We start from the raw sequence: 19291 nt of genomic DNA, 5'->3' as shown, positions 1-19291 counted from the left end.
AGGATCGATCAATGGCCACCCCATCCAGCACTACTGCCCAGGCAGATTCCGCTCAACTGCGCCGCGTCCTCGGCCTTCCCGCCCTGGTGTTCTTCGGCCTGGTGTACATGGTCCCGCTGACCATCTTCACCACCTACGGCATCGTCACCGAGCTGACCGGTGGCCGTACCGCTGGCGCTTACCTGGTCACCTTGCTGGCCATGCTGTTCACCGCCGCCTCCTACAGCTTCATGGTGCGCCGCTTTCCGGTTGCAGGCTCTGCCTACTCCTACACCAACCTGGCATTCGGACCAGGCGTAGGCTTTCTCGCCGGCTGGTCGCTGCTGCTCGATTACCTGTTCCTGCCAATGATCAACTACCTGTTGATCGGCCTGTTCCTGAACATCGCCTTCCCCAGCATTCCGGTCTGGACCCTGGTGCTCGGCTCGATCACCCTGGTCACCGTACTCAACGTCCTCGGCATCCATTCCGTAGCCAAAGCCAGCAACCTGATTGTCGGCGCGCAGATCATCTTCATTGTGGTATTCGTCGCCATGTCGGTGAAAACCCTCGGCGGGCAGCCGGTCGATGTGCTCTCGCCGTTGCTCGGTGATGGCAGCCAGCCAGGCTTTGGCGCCTTGATGGCCGGGGCGGCGGTGCTGTGCTTGTCGTTTCTTGGCTTCGATGCGGTATCGACCCTGGCCGAAGAAGCCAAAGACCCGCAGCGCAACGTGCCACGGGCCATCATCCTCACCACCCTGGGGGCGGGCTTGCTGTTCACCCTGCTGGCCTACATCAGCCAGTTGGTGATGCCTGGCAGCCATTTCGCCAATACCGATGCGGCTGCCAACGAAGTCATGCTCAAGGCAGGCGGGCAGTTCCTCGCCAACTTCTTCACCGCAGCCTATGTGGCTGGCAGCCTGGGTTCTGCGCTGGCTTCGCAAGCGGCGGTGTCGCGCATCCTCTACACCATGGGCCGCGACAAGGTTTTGCCTGAACGTTGGTTCGCGACTCTGTCGCCGCGCTTTGGTACCCCGGTGGTTGCCACCCTGGTGGTTTCGGCGTTCTCTTTGCTGGCGCTGGTGATCGACCTCGCCACCCTGGCATCGCTGATCAGCTTTGGCGCGCTGGTCGCCTTCTCGGCGGTCAACCTGGCGGTGATTCGTACTCACCTGATCAGCGACAGCAGCCATCGCAACCTGGCCGGGTTGCTGCGCTATGGCCTGATCCCGCTGGTGGGTATGTGCCTGACCCTGTGGCTGTGGACCAGCCTGTCGACGCTGACCCTGACCATTGGTCTGAGCTGGTTCGGCCTGGGGCTGGCCTACCTGATGGTGCTCACCAGCGGCTTCCGCCGCCCGGTGCGCACGGTCAACTTCTCTGAAGCGGCTTGAAGCTGATTACACCGAAGGCACGGTCTCGGGTGTAATCCACAGGCTACTCAAGTTCTGCAGCAACGAACCGGCAACGCCCTGCTGACCGAGGTATTGCAAGATCAGCGGGGCAAACTGGCCGATCATGCCGGTGTCCATGCCCAACGCGCTGAAGGCGTTACTCAGGTCGGTGGCGCTTTTGACGTTATCGCCCAGGGCATTGCTCAGGGCCGAAGCGTTTTCGCTGTTGCCCAGCAACTCACCCAGCCCGCTCAACGCGCCCAAGGCGTTTTCGCCAGAGAGCAGATCAAGGCCCGGCACGGCTTTGCTCAACTGCTCATAGTCGGTGCTGCTCAGCTGATTGCGAGCAAGGCCCAACAAAGCGCCGGTGCCGCCGATGGCTTGTTCAGGGGTGATTTTCAGTTCGCTGCCGAGGGTGTTGAGCAAATTCGCCGACGCCGCTGGCGCCTGTACCGCTGCCCCGTCCTTGTTGCCTTGAATAGCGGAAACCGCGTTGGCTGCGTCATTGAGGTTGAAGGCAAATACCGACCCGGCGGCCAGGGTCATCAGGGTGACCAGTGCAAAACGTTTCATGAATAGACCTCGTCAGCCGTAAAGGCGGGGGAAACGAGGGTTGGACTGCATGCGCGGGAGAATGTTCAATCCCCCGGTAGGAGCGGGCTTGCCCCGCGATGCGATGTGGCAGACAGATCGCTATCGCGGGGCAAGCCCGCTCCCACCCACAGTCAGAGTGGGGTCAGCTCATGATTTTCCAGCGCATCCAGCAAGGCTTCGACCAACCCCTTGGCCATTTCGACCGAGTGCAGGGTGGACCAGAGAAAGCCTTTGGAGGCTTCGTCGATACCCTCAAAAGATTTATACGCAGTGTCGTAGGCGCAACGCAGGTACAGCGAAACATGCACCAACGCGTCATGCGGGGCGATTCCGGCATTTACTGCAAATAGTTGCGGGTGACCGGCTGGGCAGTCGCCGAAGGGCTTTTCGAGGGTGGCGTTGAGTGATGGGGGTGGGTCGGGGACGATCTTTTTCATACAGCCTCCGTGTGTAGTTTGGCTGCACCATTTAGTTTCCACACGAAATGGTGGCAGCTGTACGCGGGGTGGAAAGCCGGGGCACACGGAGAAACCCGGTAGGCTCGAAAGCCTCCCGCGCACAGCCGCCATAACAAGGACGACAATCGTGTGATTACCGGGTTTCCACACCCGGTCGCTGAACTGACAGCGACCCACGGAGCCTAGGAGGACAGGCTTCCGAGGGCAATCAGACGGTGATCGACAGACTCAGTAGGGTATTTCCTAGGACCTGAATTGACCAGCCACGAAACATCCCGAAGCACACCCGGTGGGAGCGGGCTTGCCCCGCGATGCAATGTGACTGACAGACCGCTATCGCGGGGCAAGCCCGCTCCCACCGGAAGGGGGTGGCTGTAATATTGAGATTCAACACTGGGCGCTGTCTTGCGCACAGGACAACTACCTTGAGTACTCACCTCTCAAGGAGCACGACATGGACAGTCCCGCTTCTCATCGCCTGCGCCGAGGAAGGTTCTCCGAGCCAGGGCGGCTGTATCTGCTCACCAGTATTACCCGCAATCGCATCCCCTACTTCAATGACTTTCAGGCCGCACGCTGTATTCCCGCACAGTTCCACCAGGCACAACTGGAAGGCGCCGCCCGCACGCTGGCCTGGGTGGTGATGCCCGATCACATTCATTGGCTGATCCAACTACAACACGGCTCTCTGGCCTGCCTGATGAGCCGCTTCAAGTCCCGCAGTCGATGTGCGCTGTACAAGGCCGGAGCGCTGCAGGGCAAGCTGTGGCAGCCCGGCTACCACGACCATGCACTGCGCCGCGAAGAGAATGTACGCACGGTGGCGCGCTATGTGGTGGCCAACCCGCTGAGGGCTGGCCTGGTGGAAAAGCTGGGGGATTATCCGCATTGGGATGCGGTGTGGCTTTGAATCTATCGCGGGGCAAGCCCGCTCCCACAGGCCTGGTGGGAGCGGGCTTGCCCCGCGATTGCTTCAAGCGGCGCTGAACAACTTATGCGGATCAATCACAAATTTCTTCGGCACCCCGGCATCAAACTCCCCATACCCCTCAGGTGCCTGATCCAGGCTGATCACCTGCACACCCACCACTTCGGCAATGTTGATACGGTCCCACATGATCGCCTGCATCAGCTGGCGGTTGTATTTCATCACTGGCGTTTGCCCGGTATGGAAGCTGTGCGATTTGGCCCAGCCCAAACCAAAGCGAATGCTCAGGCTGCCGATCTTCGCTGCCGCATCCACCGCACCCGGGTCTTCGGTGACGTAGAGGCCGGGAATACCAATCTTGCCCGCCACCCGCACCACGCCCATCAGGGAGTTGAGCACGGTGGCCGGTGCTTCATGCTTGGCACCGGCATGGCCGTGGCCACGCGCTTCAAAGCCTACGGCATCAACGGCGCAGTCGACTTCCGGCTCACCCAGCAGGTTGGCAATCTGCTCGTGCAGCGGGGTGTCTTGAGACAGGTCGGCAATTTCAAAACCCTGGGCTTTGGCGTGGGCCAGGCGCACCGGGTTTACATCACCAACGATGACCACCGCAGCGCCCAGCAGACGCGCCGATGCAGCGGCAGCCAAACCGACCGGGCCGGCGCCTGCGATATACACCGAACTGCCCGGGCCAACACCGGCGGTTACTGCGCCGTGATAGCCGGTCGGCAGGATGTCGGACAGGCAGGTCAGGTCGCGGATCTTCTCCATGGCCTTGTCGCGGTTGGGCAGTTTCAGCAGGTTGAAATCGGCGTAAGGCACCAGCACGTATTCGGCCTGGCCACCGGTCCAGTCGCCCATGTCGACATAACCGTAGGCACCACCGGCACGCGCCGGGTTAACGGTCAGGCACACGCCGGTGTGTTGTTCCTTGCAGGAGCGGCAGCGGCCACAGGCGACGTTGAACGGTACCGAGACCAGATCACCGATCTGCAGGTTTTCCACATCGCGGCCCTTTTCGATCACCTCGCCGGTGATTTCATGGCCCAGTACCAGGCCAACCTGGGCCGTGGTACGGCCACGGACCATGTGCTGGTCGGAGCCGCAGATGTTGGTGGAAACCACCCTGAGGATCACCCCGTGCTCGATTTTCTTGCCTCGTGGGTCCTGCATTTTCGGGTAGTCAATTTTTTGCACCTCGACCTTGCCTGCACCGAGATACACCACACCACGATTACCAGACATGCTTTTACCTCGCTAGGTTTGTTGTTATGTAGCGACGCTGTGTTACTGGAATCTGTTTGTTCTATCGCGGGGCAAGCCCGCTCCCACCGGCCCCGCGATCAAAGCACTACCGTCCTGTTAGCGTTCAAAAACACCCGCCGCTCAATGTGATACCCCACCGCCCGCGCCAGGGTCAGGCACTCGATGTCGCGCCCCTTGGCAATCAGGTCTTCGGGGTAATGGCTGTGGTCAACCGACTCCACGCCCTGAGCAATGATCGGCCCCTCGTCGAGGTCGTTGTTGATGTAGTGGGCAGTGGCGCCCACCAGTTTCACGCCCTTGTTGTAGGCCTGGTGGTAAGGCTTGGCGCCTTTGAAGCCCGGCAACAACGAGTGATGGATATTGATCGCCCAACCATCGAGCTTGCGGCACAGCTCCGGCGACAGCACCTGCATGTAGCGGGCAAGGATCACCAGTTCGGCGCCAGACTCTTCGATCACCTGCAGCACCTTGCGTTCTTGCGCCGGTTTGTCGTGCGGGTCAAGGGCGAAGTGGTAGTAAGGAATACGGTGCCAATGCGCCAGCGGTTCAAGGTCGGGGTGATTGGAGATCACTGCCACAACGTCCATGCTCAATTGCCCGATGCGCTGGCGATAGAGCAGGTCGTTGAGGCAGTGATCGGCTTTGGACACCATGATCACCACTTTCGGCCGATGCTTGGGCGCGGTGAGTTCGAACAGCATGCCAAAGGCCTCACCACGCTCGGCCAGCCCGTCGCGAAAGCGGGCTTCGTCGAAGTCATCCGACTGGCGGAATTCCACGCGAATGAAAAAGCGCCCGGACAAGCGGTCATCGAACGAATGGTGCTCGGTGACGTAGCACTGCTGCTCATACAGATAACGCGTCACCACATCGACCGTGCCGAGCAGGCTCGGACAGTCAGCGGTGAGAATCCAGGTGTCCGGTGCTCGGCTCATGACAACGCTCCCTAGGCTTCGATGCTCAAACCATACTCGGCTGCCGCATCCTGCAGCCACAGCCACCAGTAGTCAGAGAAGCTGCGACGAATCAGCAACTCCCAGGTTTCCTCGCCGGTGCGGCGGATCACCAGTTGCGACTTGGCGAACACGGTGCCGACTGCCTTGCCGACGGGGAAGTTGTTTGGATGTACATCGTAGCTGGTGGACTTCATCAGCACTTCGCGCACATTGGGGCCACTGAGTTCCAGCAGGGTTTGCCCGCCGCTGACGTTGACCACCTGGATGTGCTGCCCTTCAAGGGCATCGCGCAGTTTTTGCTCGACGGCAAACTCCTGACCGCCCGGGACAATCAGCAGCCACTCATCCGGGCCCAGCCATTGCAGCGACATCTCGCCATTGGCGACCACCGTCAGTGCCACCGGCAATTCCAGGCCCAGCGCTTTGAAGACCCCACCGGCAAAAGCCGGGTCGCGGCCATCGCCACGCAGGGTCAGGTGACCGAGGAATTTGTGTTCACGCAGGGTCACCCCGGCGTTCTTGCGGCCTTTGCCGACCAGGCTCGGCAGGTCGGCGTGGTGCAGTGGCGACTCGGCTTTGACACCGTTGCCAGGGTTTTGCTGATAAACGTTGACTGTGCTCATTACACACCTGCCTTGAATTCTATGGACCCTGCCTGTAGGAGCGGGCTTGCTGTGGGAGCGGGCTTGCCCCGCGATAGCGCTCTGTCAGTCACATCACATCGCGGGTCAACCCCACCCCTACGCTACGTTCTGCCGTTCGCCCTTCGGATCGAAGAACACCGAAGAACAGATCTCCGCTTCGATCACGCTGCCATCGGCCTGCGGCGAGTAGACCCGCTCGCCGATACGCTTGAGCCCACCTTTGACCACGCCCATAGCGAAGGAATAGCCCAGGGAGTTGCTGGCGTAGCTGGAAGTGACGTGCCCAACCATGTCCATCGGAATCGCTTGTTTCGGGTCGAACACCAGTTGCGCACCCTCCGGCAGCCACTGGGTCGGATCAACCGGCTTGAGCCCGACCAACTGCTTGCGGTTTTCCCGCACGCAGTCTTCGCGGTTCATGCCGCGCCAGCCGATCCACGAGAACGCTTTAGTGCGACCCACACACCAGCCCATGTTCAGATCGTCCGGAGTCATCGAGCCGTCGGTATCCTGACCAACGATGATGAAGCCCTTCTCGGCCCGCAGTACGTGCATGGTTTCGGTGCCGTACGGGGTCAGGTTGTACTGCTTGCCTGCTTCAGCGATTTTCTCCAGTACACCCATGGCGTAGTTGGCCTGGATGTTGATCTCGTAAGACAGCTCGCCAGTGAACGAAATACGGAACACCCGCGCCGGAACACCGGCCACCAGGCCTTCCTTCCAGCTCATGAACGGGAAGGCGTCTTTGTCCAGGTCAATGTCGGTCACTTCGCTGAGCAGCTTGCGGCTGTTGGGGCCAGACAAGGTCAGCGTCGCCCAGTGGTCAGTGACCGAGGTGAAGTACACCTTCAGCTCTGGCCACTCGGTCTGTTGATAAATCTCCAGCCACTGCAGCACACGCGCCGCACCGCCCGTGGTGGTGGTCATGATGAAATGGTTTTCGCCAACGCAGGCGGTAACGCCGTCGTCGAAGACCATGCCGTCTTCTTTGCACATCAGGCCGTAGCGCGCCTTGCCGACATCAAGCTTGGTCCAGGCGTTGGTGTAGATGCGGTTGAGGAATTCACGTGCGTCCGGGCCCTGGATGTCGATCTTGCCCAGGGTCGATGCATCGAGCAGGCCGACGCTGTCGCGCACTGCCTTGCACTCGCGGGCGACGGCAGCGTGGATGTCTTCGCCGTTGCGCGGGAAGTACCACGGCCGTTTCCACTGCCCGACGTCTTCGAACTCGGCGCCGTTTTTCAGGTGCCAGGCATGCAGCGCGGTGAAGCGTACCGGCTCGAACAGGTGACCACAGTGCCGACCCGCCACCGCACCGAAGGTAATCGGCGTGTAGTTGGGACGGAACATGGTGGTGCCCATTTCCGGGATGCTGATGCCCATGGAGCGGGCAGCAATGGCCAGGCCGTTGATGTTGCCGAGTTTGCCCTGGTCGGTACCGAAGCCCAGTGCGGTGTAACGCTTGACGTGTTCGACCGACTCGAAGCCTTCGCGGGTAGCCAGCTCGATGGCGGCAGCGGTAACGTCGTTCTGTTGATCGACAAACTGCTTCGGTGCCCGCGCGGTGGTTTTGTCGTGTGGCACCTGGAACAGCGCCAGGGTGGCCTCTTCATGACGCGCCAGCACCTTGGGAAGGGTGCCTTCTACCGCCTTGAAACCTGCCTCGGTGGCGGCGCGTACACCGCCTTCGAAGCCGTCTGCCAGGGTGTCAGCCAGCGCGAACACACCGTTGATACCACCGACACACACACGTTTTTGCGGGGCATCGCCCGGCACAAAGCCGAGGATGTCTTCACGCCAGACGGGCTTGCCACCCAGATGAGAAGCCAGGTGCACCACCGGGCTGTAGCCGCCGGAGGACGCCACCAAGTCGCAGTCCAGCCATTCGCCGGGGCTGGTGATTTTATGCGCCTTGGCATCGATGGCCGCGACGCGGGCAGAGGTGACATGCTTGCTGCCACGGGTTTCGATCACCGCGCTGGAGGTGAGGATGCGCATGCCCTTGGCGCGCGCTTCTTCCACCAGCGAACCGCGCGGGTTATGCCGGGCATCGGCGATGGCGACGACTTTCAGGCCCGCGTCATGCCAGTCCAGCGCCACGCGGTAGGCGTGGTCGTTGTTGGTCGACAGCACCAGATTACGCCCCGGCGCTACACCATAGCGGCGCACATAGGTGGACACTGCACCGGCCAGCATGTTGCCCGGCACATCGTTGTTGCCATACACCAGCGGCCGCTCATGGGCGCCGGTGGCCAGCACCACACGCTTGGCACGCACCCGGTGCATGCGCTGGCGCACGCTGCCGATTGGGGCGCGGTCACCCAGGTGGTCGGTCAGGCGCTCATGGATGGTGAGGAAGTTGTGGTCGTGATAACCGTTGACCGTCGCCCGTGGCAACAGCGTGACTTCACGCATGCCCCTGAGTTCGGCCACCACCGCAGCGACCCATTCACCCGCCGGTTTGCCATCGAGGCTTTCGCGACTGTCGAGCAGGCTGCCACCAAACTCTTCCTGCTCATCGGCCAGGATCACCCGCGCACCGCTGCGACCTGCGGCCAGTGCTGCGGCGAGGCCAGCAGGCCCGGCGCCGACCACCAGCACATCGCAGTGCTGGTTCATGTAGTCGTAGCTGTCCGGGTCGTTGGCCAGCGGCGCACGTCCAAGGCCTGCGGCTTTACGGATGTACTTCTCGTAGGTCATCCAGAACGACTGCGGGTACATGAAGGTCTTGTAGTAGAAACCCGGCGGCATCAGCTTGCCGCCGACCTTGCCAAGAATCCCCATCATGTCGGTGTTCACGCTCGGCCAGCCATTGACGCTGGACGCTACCAGGCCGGCATACAACGCCTGCTGGGTGGCGCGCACGTTCGGCACCTGGGTGGCTTCGGTGGCGCCGATCTGCAGGATGGCGTTCGGCTCTTCAGAGCCTGCGGCGATGATCCCGCGAGGGCGCGAGTACTTGAAGCTGCGCCCGACAATATCGACGCCGTTGGCCAGCAACGCGGCGGCCAGGGTGTCGCCGGCATAGCCCTGGTAGGTCTGACCGTTGAAGGTGAAGTTCAAGACTTTGCTGCGATCGATACGACCGCCGCTGGACAGGCGATAGACCTGGCTCATACCTTTTCTCCCTGACCACTGACTGCCAACTGCGGGCTGGTGCTTTTACCGGTCACTTGTGGCTTGGCGCCGATTGGATAGGTTTCCAGGATTTCGTAAGTCACCGTGTCACGGGTGGCGTTGAAGTACTGGCGGCAACCGGCGGCGTGAATCCACAGCTCGTGGTGCAGGCCACGCGGGTTATCGCGGAAGAACATGTAAGTGCCCCACTCCTCGTCGGAGCAGGCGTTAGGGTCCAGCGGCCGCGGAATATGCGCCTGGCCTGCAGCGTGAAACTCCTCTTCGGAGCGCAGCTCGCCGCAGTGGGGACAGAAGATATGCAGCATCGGAATTTCTCCTGTTAATGGGCGACAGCGGCGGCGCCGTGTTCGTCGATCAGTGCACCGTTGTAGAAACGGTCGATGGAAAAGGGTTTGGCCAGCGGGTGCATTTCGCCCTTGGCCAGACTGGCGGCAAAGACGTTGCCCGAACCCGGCGTGGCCTTGAAGCCACCGGTGCCCCAGCCGCAGTTGAAGAACATGTTCTTCACCGGGGTCTTGGAGATGATCGGGCAAGCGTCCGGGGTGGTATCGACGATGCCGCCCCACTGGCGGTTCATGCGCACCCGGGAAAGAATCGGGAACATTTCAACGATGGCCTGCAGCGTGTGTTCGATCACCGGGTACGAACCGCGCTGACCGTAGCCGACCCAGCCGTCGATACCGGCGCCGATCACCAGGTCGCCCTTGTCCGACTGGCTGATATAGCCGTGTACGGCGTTGGACATGATCACGCTGTCGATAATCGGCTTGAGCGGTTCGGACACCAGCGCCTGCAGCGGGTGCGATTCGATTGGCAGGCGGAAACCGGCAAGCTTGGCCATGTGTCCGGAGTTACCGGCGGTGACCACACCAACGCGCTTGGCGCCGATGAAGCCTTTGTTGGTTTCGACGCCGATGACCACACCGTTTTCTTTGCGAAAGCCGATGACTTCGGTTTGCTGGATCAGGTCCACGCCCAGGGCGTCAGCGGCACGGGCATAGCCCCAGGCCACGGCATCGTGACGAGCAACACCGCCGCGCCGTTGCACGGTGGCGCCGAGGATCGGGTAGCGGGTGTTTTTCGAGCAATCCAGGTACGGAATCTCGTCGGCAACCTGCTGGGTATTGAGCAGTTCGCCGTCCACGCCATTGAGGCGGTTGGCACTGACACGTCGCTCGGAGTCGCGGATGTCCTGCAAGGTGTGGCACAGGTTGTAGACGCCACGCTGGGAGAACATCACGTTGTAGTTGATGTCTTGCGACAGGCCTTCCCAGAGCTTCATGGCGTGCTCATAGAGGTGCGCCGACTCGTCCCACAGGTAGTTGGAACGCACGATGGTGGTGTTGCGCGCGGTGTTGCCACCGCCCAGCCAGCCCTTTTCAACCACCGCCACATTGGTGATGCCGTGTTCTTTGGCCAGGTAGTAGGCGGTGGCCAGGCCATGCCCGCCGCCGCCAACGATGACCACGTCATAGACCTTTTTCGGGGTAGGCGTGCGCCACATGCGCTGCCAGTTTTCGTGATGGCTGAGCGAGTGCTTGAAAAGGCCGAAGCCCGAGTAACGTTGCATAGTCTTCACTCCTGAACCGCTCAGCGATAAACCGGGAAATCTGCACAGAGTGCCGACACGTTGTTCGCAACGTTGGCCTCGACATCGGCGTCACCGAGGTTGTCGAGGATGTCGCAGATCCAACCGGCCAGCGCCACACACTGGGCCACCTTGAAACCACGGCTGGTCACCGCCGGGGTACCGATACGCAAACCGGAGGTGACGAACGGCGACTGCGGGTCGTTCGGCACGGCGTTCTTGTTAACGGTGATATGCGCGCGGCCCAGGGCGGCATCGGCATCTTTGCCGGTCAGGCCCTGACGAATCAGGCTGACCAGGAACAGGTGGTTGTCAGTGCCGCCGGAAACCACATCGAAGCCGCGCTCGACAAATACCTTAGCCATCGCCTGGGCGTTGTCGATGACCTGCTGCTGATAAGTCTTGAAGCCCGGCTCCAGCGCCTCTTTGAAGCACACCGCTTTGGCAGCAATGACGTGCATCAGCGGGCCACCCTGGGCGCCGGGGAACACCGCAGCGTTGAGCTTCTTCTCGATCTCTTCGTTGCTGCGCGCCAGGATCAGGCCACCCCGTGGACCACGCAGGGTTTTGTGGGTGGTGGTGGTGACGACATCGGCGTACGGCAGCGGGTTCGGGTACAGGCCTGCGGCAACCAGGCCGGCAACGTGGGCCATGTCGACGAACAGGTAGGCACCGACTTTGTCAGCGATCTGCCGAAAGCGTGGGAAATCCAGGGTTTTCGAGTAGGCCGAGAAACCGGCGACGATCATCTTCGGCTTGTGCTCCAGCGCCAGGCGCTCGACTTCGTCGTAGTCGATCAGGCCGGTTGCAGTGTCGATGCCGTACTGCACAGCGTTGTACAGCTTGCCCGAAGACGACACTTTGGCGCCGTGGGTCAGGTGCCCACCGTGGGCCAGGCTCATGCCCAGGATGGTGTCGCCAGCTTGCAGCAGGGCCAGGTACACGGCGCTATTGGCTGACGAACCGGAATGCGGCTGAACGTTCGCGTAGTCGGCGCCGAACAGCTGTTTAGCGCGGTCGATCGCCAGTTGCTCGACTTTATCCACATGCTCGCAGCCGCCGTAGTAGCGCTTGCCCGGGTAGCCTTCGGCGTACTTGTTGGTCAGGCCGCTGCCTTGAGCCTGCATCACCCGGTTGCTGGTGTAGTTCTCCGAGGCGATCAGTTCGATGTGATCTTCCTGACGCTGTTCTTCGGCATTGATCGCCGCCAGCAGTGCATCGTCGTAACCCTGGATCTGGTCTTGCTTGCTGAACATCGCATCTCTCCCGGCAGCGGCATCGGTTCTTGTCGGGCAATCGCCCTTTTGCAGCGATGGTATGACCGACGCAGACCGCCCAGATGCCTACGCACGCCGTGCAGTGGCGCGTTTACGACATTCGTGGCGCGCAGATGAAGCCTGCCTATGTAGCGAGGAGAGGATGGTGCTGTGACAACCCAGCGCAAATTGAAACAAAAGTGCGGGATAGCCGCACAGTAAACGCTGCCTGGCAACGCTCGACAACTAGTAAAACTGTCAGTTGCCCCTGCCCCGGCTGAAACTTAATTTAACGTCTGCAGTTGCACGAAAACTTTCTGAAAAACCGATAGGCACTTGCCAGGACACTCACCATGGAAAACCTCGAAATTCAGGAACTAAGCGTTCAAGAGCAACTGAAAAACTTCAGAACGCCGGAAAAAGTTCAAATTCCTGGAAGCCTTCTGTATACACCAATGAGAAGTTATTACAAAACCCACGATTATAATTCCTTTGTCAGAATACGCATCATCGATCTGACAGTCCCTGGCGAAGCGACCATTAGTATTCAGGCGCTGAACACTTGGTACAGCGAAGTCGTCGACCGCGATAAAGCTATCGCCTGCGTAGATATGTTTGACATTATCCTGGAAAACGGCAAATACCAGTTTGTCTTGCATAAAATTATTGACGAAGACGGTGTACCAGTACGATTGGAAACCTGTGACCTTCCACCTCGCGATGCAGAGACTGGGATTAAGAATAAAATCGTGCGCCATACCCCCAGAAACACTAGAACTAATATTCTTGGAAAAATCGACGTCGTAACGTCAAGGACGCTCTACCACTTTGAAGATAGAACATCCAAACTTGTCGTAAAAACAAAAGACAATGATATATTTGAAGATGACGTTACCGGCGAGGAATTTGGAGAATTTCTAGTCCCCGGTGATTTCGTCGTTTATAAACTCAAAGCAAATATGAACTTTGTTAACGGACGCATAATGGAAGTTGAAGATCATATATACGAGGTGGTCTCGGGCATCCCTAACCTGAATCCCTAAGCGATCACACCTAGCAAAGGCGACTGCACACACACTTCCAACATTTGACTGAAGAAATATAGCAGGACGATCGCCATGAAAAAAACCACAAAAAATCAACCGACCCTGAACGAAGTACTTAGTCAAGATAAAATATCGAAAAAAGTTAAAGGCGTTGGAACCCTTCTGCATACGCCAATGGGCAGCTATTACAAAAATCATGATGCCGATCAAATTGTCATGCTGCGCTTCATCGACTTGACGCATCCTGACAAAGCAACTATCAGCATTTGCTTACCATTCGATTGGCATTCCGAAGACGTCGACCATGAGGAGGCCAAAGCCAACGCTGATAATTTTGACATCATAATAGAAAATGGCGAATACAACTTCGTCTCTGGTAAAACCATCCCTGTAAATGGTGTATCAACAGACTTACAAATCTCTGTTCTTCCGCCACTAGCCCCGACAGCCGGAACTAGCCATCCGGCCGCACTTTTTCTCTCAAAAAACAACAAGATCAAAATTCTTGGAGTCGACGACACTGTAAAATCAAGGACGCTTTACGAACTACCTGATGGAAGAGCGAAGTTTGTGATCGAAACAATCAACGCGGCCTTCATAGAGCGCGACTTCACAATGATTGGTGCTGTAAAACAATTAGTTCCAGGCGACTTCGTCGTTTTCGCAGACCAAGACCACGTACACCTTGTCAACTGGCGCACCATGCAAGTTGAAGAGGAGTTTGATATACAACTCACCCCTATCGTGATGAATGACAAACCTAAATGAACAGCCTTGCCGTCGTAGATACCGTCCTTCGCCGACGGCAGCACACTCCTATGGGCAAGCTGCGAGGCATGATTTAGAGTGCTGTTCTGCGTCGTTCACAGGACAGGGTCATGACAGATCAAAGCCAACAATTCGCCAGCGACAACTATTCCGGTATCTGCCCTGAAGCCTGGGCCGCGATGGAAAAAGCCAACCAGGGCCACGATCGCTCCTATGGCGATGACCAGTGGACCGCCCGTGCCGCCGAGTACTTTCGCAAGCTGTTCGAAACCGACTGCGAAGTGTTCTTCGCCTTCAACGGCACCGCCGCCAACTCCCTGGCGCTGTCGTCGTTGTGCCAGAGCTATCACAGCGTCATCTGCTCTGAAACCGCCCACGTCGAAACCGACGAGTGCGGTGCACCGGAGTTCTTCTCCAACGGTTCCAAATTGCTCACCGCGCGTACTGTGGCCGGTAAGCTGACCCCGGAATCGATCCGCGAAATCGCCCTCAAGCGCCAGGACATCCACTACCCCAAGCCGCGTGTGGTGACCATCACCCAGGCGACCGAAGTCGGTACCGTGTACCGTCCCGATGAGCTCAAGGCCATCAGCGCCACCTGCAAAGAGCTGGGCCTGAACCTGCACATGGACGGCGCCCGTTTCAGCAACGCCTGCGCCTCTCTGGGCTGCACACCAGCTGAACTGACCTGGAAGGCCGGGGTTGATGTGTTGTGCTTTGGCGGCACGAAAAACGGCATGGCCGTGGGTGAGGCGATTCTGTTCTTCAACCGCAAGCTGGCGGAAGATTTTGACTACCGCTGCAAACAGGCAGGCCAACTGGCCTCGAAGATGCGCTTTCTGTCGGCACCTTGGGTGGGCTTGCTGGAAGATGGCGCCTGGCTCAAGTACGGCGCCCATGCCAACCGCTGCGCGACGCTGCTCAGCGAGCTGGTCAGTGACGTGCCGGGGGTTGAACTGATGTTCCCGGTTGAGGCCAACGGCGTGTTTCTGCAGATGTCGGAACCGGCCCTGGAAACCTTGCGCAACAAGGGCTGGCGCTTTTACACCTTCATCGGTAGCGGGGGTGCGCGGTTTATGTGCTCGTGGGATACCGACGAAGCGCGGGTACGTGAATTGGCCGCCGATATACGCGCGGCCATGGGTGCCTGAATAACCGCCGGTAGGAGCGGGCTTGCCCCGCGATGCGATGTAACAGACACACCGCAATCGCGGGGCAAGCCCGCTCCTACGGGTTAAAGTCTGAAGCCGCCCATCTGCCGCGCCAGATCATCAGCCAGGCCACGCAAGGCCTGGCACTCTTCCCGGCACCCCTGCACTTCTGATGCAGTGGCCCGCGCCAGGTCGGAAATGCCTTGCACGGTGCGGTTGATTTCTTCCGTCACCGCCGACTGTTCCTCGGTCGCGGTGGCGACCTGATGGTTCATGTCGCTGATGTGCTCAACCTGATCGGTGATGGTGCCCAGCGATGCACCGGTCTGCTGGCTCGATTGCACGCCGGTGCCAGTGGCAACCTGCCCGGCCTGCATGGACGCCACCGCACTGCCCGCCCCCTGCTTGAGGCGCAGAATCATCTGCTGCACTTCATCGGTAGACACCTGGGTACGTCTGGCCAGTGTCCGCACTTCATCCGCCACCACGGCAAAACCACGGCCCATTTCCCCTGCACGCGCCGCTTCAATCGCGGCATTGAGCGCCAGCAGGTTGGTTTGCTCGGAAATGCTGCGAATCACCGCCAGCACTTCGTCAATCGAAGCCACTTCATTGGCCAATTCACCGACCGCATCGGCGGCCTGGCCAATTTCGCCCGACATGCTTTCAATGTGGGCGATCGAGCGGCGCACCACCTCACGGGCTTGCAGCGCTTCTGTGCGTGCGGTTTCCGAGGCTTGCGCGGCGTTACCGGCGTTCTGGGCAATGTCTTGCACGGTCAGGCCCATCTCATGCACGGCGGTGGCGACCATTTCGGTCATTTCCTGCTGGCGCCCTGAACGCTCGGCAGTGTTTTCCACCACCTGCGTCACTTGGGCCACCGAGCTGTGCAGGCGCTCACTGGTGCGCAGCACGTCAGCAATCAGGTCGCGCTGGCTGTCGAGAAAGCGGTTGAAGCCACGCGCCAGATCGCCCAGTTCGTCGGCGCGTGTTGCATCCAGACGTTGGGTGAGGTCGCCACCACCATTGCCAATCGCCATCAAGGCAGCCGTGACCCGGCGAATCGGCCGCACAATACCCCGCGCCAGCAACACCACCAGCAACAGCGACACCAGGGCCACGGCGGCACCGATCAGGCTGGTCCACCACAGCGCCTCGCGCACCGGGGCATAGATTTGCGCTTCCGGCACTTCAGCGACCAGGGTCCAGTTCATGTCGCGCAACGGCAGGCTCAAGGCTAGGTAACCCTCACCCTCACGCTCGAAGCGGCTGCTGTGCAAGCCGTCAGTGCGCGTCAACACCGCTTGGGCCGCGGATTCACCGATCTGCTCGGCGAGTTTTGTTTTGCCACTCAACTGCTGCTCCGGGTGCACCTGGATCAGGCCATCGTTACGCACCAGGAAAACCCGGCCGCGCTCACCGAAGCTGAAGTTGTGAATCAGGGTCGACAACTCGGTCATGCGCAAGCCAAGCCCGGCGATGCCCACCAACTTCCCGGCTTTCTCCACCCGGTAGTCGATAAACAGCGCCAGTTCCCCGGTACTGCCATCAATGTCGATGTTGAGCAGGCGCGGGTTGCCACTGTCGATAAAGCCGTAAAACCATTTGTCCTTGGGGTTGCTGCGACTCAGCGTGCGGTCCAGGCCTTTTTCGTTGTAGTAGTGGTCGGTTTGCGTCGCGGCGAACAGCGCGGTGAAGGCCTGGTTCTTCTGCCGCACCGCTTCGATGTACTCGATAAATTGCGGCGCTTGGGCAGGGTCTTCGCCTGCTGCCAGCCAGTCGCGCAGCAAGGTGTTGTTGGCAATGTCGGCGGCGGCGGTGAGCGGACGGCTCAACATCCGTTCGATATCGTTACGAATTGCCTCAATGCTGGCCGGCAATGCGGTCTCGACCAGGTAACGCTCGGTCAGGCGATTGACCACCACCGAGTAGATCCCGACCACGATTAAAATGCTCACCAACAGGGCTGCGCCCATGCTTGCGATCAATTGCCACTGAATGCTGCGCCGCCAGAACTGCATGTAGCTTCCCCTGAGTAAATAAGCCTTGAGCTGCAATAGCCAGGCCAATTGTATACAGGTGGAAATACAATAATTCCATTGACTCACGACAATGCCGCCCACTGCCGTAATGGCAGTGAGCAAGCAAAAGAATGCAGGATGCTATAGCGGGCCCTATCAGCTGTTGCCGATGGTCCGTGAAATGGCATCGACCGTGGCGCTGACTTGCTCTTGGTAACGGTCGAGGGCTTGTTGGTGTTGCTGTTGCAGTTCGACCTGCTGCGAGCACAGGTTCAGGGCTGCAAGTACCAGCAGCTTGTCACCAATCAGGGTCGGGTATTTGCGCTTGGTGTCGGCCAGCGACGCATTGAGCATCTGCACGGCCTGCGCCAGGGCCTGTTCCTGGCCTTCGGGAGCCTTGATCGAGTAGTCGTTGCCCAGAATCGACACGACATTGATCGGCTGTGCTGAAGTTCTCATGCGTTGACGGTACCGACGCTGGCGCGCTCAACCAGGGCCTGAATGCGTGCTGCGGTAGCGCCCTGCTTTTCTTCCTGTTCCATCAGCGCCAGCTGCAGGCTTTCGTTTTCATCTTTGGCCTGGGCCAGTTCTGCGCTGATCTGCTGATTGCGCTCGGCCAGTTCCTGATTCTTCTGTACCAGGTCGCTGACCAGTTGTTCCAATTGACTGAGGGAAGTTTCCAACATGATTGCCTTCTCGGGTTTTTCAGGGGGCGCACACGATAAAGAAAACTCCGCGTGCTCGCCAGGGATATCGGGTTAGACGCTTCGGCCTGGTGCAGATTGACCCACTGATAACCGTCCGGTTCCCGCTGAATGTGCCCGCTTGTCAGGAAAATCGAGCCTGACTTTTCGCGGGGCAAGCCCGCTCCTACCGTAGGAGCGGGCTTGCCCCGTGAAATCCTCTCACCTCAATACTCAATCCGTACATCGCCCTTGGGCACACTGCAGCACGACAAGATATAGCCTTCGGCAACGTCATCGTCGGTGATGCCGCCGTTGTGCTCCATCTCTACCTCACCGCCCAGCTTGAGCACTTTGCAGGTGCCGCAGATACCCATGCCGCAGGCCTTGGGGATCATCAGGCCCAGCTTGGCGGCTGCCGCATGCACGGTCTCGCCTGGGGCCACGCGAATGCTTTTGCCCGCAGCGGTAAATTCCACTTGATGCAGGTCGGCGTTATCGAGCTCTGGCGCCTCGGCCGCAAGCTCTGCCAGTTCAACCGCATCGGCCTTGACCTCAGCCGGGGTCGCCCCGAACGACTCTTCATGGTAGCGGCTCATGTCGTAGCCACTGCCTTCGAGCAGGCGTTTGACCGCATGCATGTAAGGCGTAGGGCCACAGCAGAAGATTTCCCGCTCCAGGTAGTCCGGGGCAATCAGTTCCATCAGTTTCTGGTTCAGGTAGCCACGGTAGCCGGCCCAAGGCTCACCCAGGCCGTGCTTCTCACAAATGATGTGCAAGCTGAAGTTTTCGATCCGCGACGCCATGTGCTCCAGCTCGCGGTGATAAATGATGTCTTTCGGTGAGCGGGCGCTGTGCACGAACACCATGTCGACATTGCCGTTGGTGTCGTAGAACCAGCGCGCCATGGACATCACCGGCGTGATGCCGACACCGCCACTGAGGTACAGCACTTTCGGGCTGGGAAAATCGATGGCATTGAACAACCCCACCGGCCCGTGCACCGCCAGCTCCTGGCCTTCGTGCAGGGTGTCGTGCAGCCAGTTGGAGACCTTGCCGCCGGGCACGCGCTTGATCGTCACCGAAAAGCTGTACGGCACCGAAGGCGAGCTGGAGATGGTGTACGAACGCATGATCGGCTGGCCGTCGATCTCCAGCTCCAGGGTCACGAACTGACCGGGCTTGAAGAAGAACATGATCGGTTGGTCGGCCATGAAACAGAAGGTGCGCACATCCCAGGTTTCCTGGATCACCTTGACGCAACGGACGATGTGACGGCCGTTGGCCCAGGTCTGGGTGCTGACCGGATTGAGGAAGTTGGACATGCTCGTCTCCACGGCCGACTGCGGCCTGATGATTGCGATTTTGCGCAAGCTCGGCGGCCGGCACATTCCTATCCGCGACATCGGCGTGCTTATCGC

The 19291-nt window shown here is 59.7% G+C and carries 18 protein-coding genes and 1 pseudogene; 5 read left to right on the top strand and 14 right to left on the bottom strand.

Annotated elements, in window-relative coordinates:
- The first annotated feature begins 11 nt into the window (after positions 1–11).
- Positions 12–1373, top strand: coding sequence for an APC family permease (locus ACP6KB_RS01715; protein ID WP_442111659.1), 1362 nt, complete (start codon positions 12–14; stop codon positions 1371–1373).
- A 6-nt stretch (positions 1374–1379) separates the two neighbouring features.
- On the opposite strand, the gene ACP6KB_RS01710 is transcribed toward ACP6KB_RS01715, so the two are convergent.
- Entirely contained in the window at positions 1380–1946 is a 567-nt protein-coding gene (locus ACP6KB_RS01710) for a DUF2780 domain-containing protein (protein ID WP_442111657.1), read from the bottom strand.
- 152 nt (positions 1947–2098) lie between these two features.
- Positions 2099–2404 carry a DUF3077 domain-containing protein gene (locus tag ACP6KB_RS01705; RefSeq protein ID WP_442111655.1) on the bottom strand — a complete coding sequence of 102 codons (306 nt, stop codon included), beginning with the start codon at positions 2402–2404 and terminating at the stop codon, positions 2099–2101.
- A gap of 475 nt (positions 2405–2879) precedes the next feature.
- Between ACP6KB_RS01705 and ACP6KB_RS01700 the strand changes: the two genes are divergently transcribed.
- Positions 2880–3335, top strand: coding sequence for an REP-associated tyrosine transposase (locus tag ACP6KB_RS01700; protein ID WP_442111653.1), 456 nt, complete (start codon positions 2880–2882; stop codon positions 3333–3335).
- A 63-nt stretch (positions 3336–3398) separates the two neighbouring features.
- Here ACP6KB_RS01700 and fdhA read toward each other — a convergent pair whose 3' ends face one another.
- From fdhA to glyA, 7 genes are all read right to left on the bottom strand, one after another.
- Positions 3399–4598 carry a formaldehyde dehydrogenase, glutathione-independent gene (gene fdhA, locus ACP6KB_RS01695; RefSeq protein ID WP_028942224.1) on the bottom strand — a complete coding sequence of 400 codons (1200 nt, stop codon included), beginning with the start codon at positions 4596–4598 and terminating at the stop codon, positions 3399–3401.
- Positions 4599–4696: 98 nt separating this feature from the next.
- Entirely contained in the window at positions 4697–5554 is an 858-nt protein-coding gene (purU, locus tag ACP6KB_RS01690) for a formyltetrahydrofolate deformylase (protein WP_442111651.1), read from the bottom strand.
- Positions 5555–5565: 11 nt separating this feature from the next.
- On the bottom strand, positions 5566–6198 hold the full coding sequence (locus tag ACP6KB_RS01685; protein ID WP_442111649.1) for a sarcosine oxidase subunit gamma: 633 nt from the start codon (positions 6196–6198) through the stop codon (positions 5566–5568).
- 117 nt (positions 6199–6315) lie between these two features.
- Entirely contained in the window at positions 6316–9336 is a 3021-nt protein-coding gene (locus ACP6KB_RS01680) for a sarcosine oxidase subunit alpha (protein ID WP_442111647.1), read from the bottom strand.
- The gene (locus tag ACP6KB_RS01675) at positions 9333–9662 is read right to left on the bottom strand and encodes a sarcosine oxidase subunit delta (protein ID WP_442111645.1); all 330 of its coding nucleotides are present in this window, start codon (positions 9660–9662) and stop codon (positions 9333–9335) included. The genes ACP6KB_RS01680 and ACP6KB_RS01675 overlap by 4 nt, the downstream gene beginning before the upstream one ends.
- Positions 9663–9676: 14 nt before the next feature.
- Positions 9677–10927, bottom strand: coding sequence for a sarcosine oxidase subunit beta family protein (locus tag ACP6KB_RS01670; RefSeq protein WP_442111643.1), 1251 nt, complete (start codon positions 10925–10927; stop codon positions 9677–9679).
- 20 nt (positions 10928–10947) lie between these two features.
- Positions 10948–12201, bottom strand: a complete 1254-nt coding sequence (gene glyA, locus ACP6KB_RS01665; protein WP_442111641.1) for a serine hydroxymethyltransferase — start codon at positions 12199–12201, stop codon at positions 10948–10950.
- Positions 12202–12554: 353 nt separating this feature from the next.
- On the opposite strand from glyA, the gene ACP6KB_RS01660 reads away from it, so the two are divergent.
- From ACP6KB_RS01660 to ACP6KB_RS01650, 3 genes are all read left to right on the top strand, one after another.
- A complete protein-coding gene (locus ACP6KB_RS01660; RefSeq protein ID WP_442111639.1) occupies positions 12555–13244 on the top strand; it encodes a hypothetical protein in 690 nt (229 codons plus the stop codon).
- A 75-nt stretch (positions 13245–13319) separates the two neighbouring features.
- Complete coding sequence (locus ACP6KB_RS01655; RefSeq protein ID WP_442111637.1) at positions 13320–14015, top strand: hypothetical protein; 696 nt, start codon at positions 13320–13322, stop codon at positions 14013–14015.
- Positions 14016–14125: 110 nt separating this feature from the next.
- A complete protein-coding gene (locus ACP6KB_RS01650; RefSeq protein ID WP_442111636.1) occupies positions 14126–15166 on the top strand; it encodes a threonine aldolase family protein in 1041 nt (346 codons plus the stop codon).
- Positions 15167–15249: 83 nt separating this feature from the next.
- Here the strand turns inward: ACP6KB_RS01650 and ACP6KB_RS01645 are convergent, their stop codons facing one another.
- The 5 genes and pseudogenes from ACP6KB_RS01645 to gbcB all read right to left on the bottom strand — a co-directional run bounded on the left by ACP6KB_RS01645 (position 15250) and on the right by gbcB (position 19195).
- On the bottom strand, positions 15250–15978 hold the full coding sequence (locus ACP6KB_RS01645; protein WP_442114241.1) for a methyl-accepting chemotaxis protein: 729 nt from the start codon (positions 15976–15978) through the stop codon (positions 15250–15252).
- A gap of 132 nt (positions 15979–16110) precedes the next feature.
- Positions 16111–17142, bottom strand: a pseudogene (locus ACP6KB_RS01640) (HAMP domain-containing protein); the annotation flags it as partial.
- 201 nt (positions 17143–17343) lie between these two features.
- A complete protein-coding gene (locus tag ACP6KB_RS01635) occupies positions 17344–17646 on the bottom strand; it encodes a cell division protein ZapA (RefSeq protein WP_442111634.1) in 303 nt (100 codons plus the stop codon).
- On the bottom strand, positions 17643–17873 hold the full coding sequence (locus tag ACP6KB_RS01630; RefSeq protein WP_442111633.1) for a hypothetical protein: 231 nt from the start codon (positions 17871–17873) through the stop codon (positions 17643–17645). The genes ACP6KB_RS01635 and ACP6KB_RS01630 overlap by 4 nt, the downstream gene beginning before the upstream one ends.
- Before the next feature lie 224 nt (positions 17874–18097).
- Positions 18098–19195, bottom strand: coding sequence for a glycine-betaine demethylase subunit GbcB (gbcB, locus tag ACP6KB_RS01625; RefSeq protein ID WP_442111631.1), 1098 nt, complete (start codon positions 19193–19195; stop codon positions 18098–18100).
- Between the last annotated feature and the right edge of the window lie 96 nt (positions 19196–19291).

The organism is Pseudomonas sp. NUPR-001 (assembly GCF_052147955.1).
GTDB lineage: Bacteria > Pseudomonadota > Gammaproteobacteria > Pseudomonadales > Pseudomonadaceae > Aquipseudomonas.
Note: the sequence above shows the minus strand (reverse complement) of the source record. Positions and strands in the feature narration are given on the sequence as shown.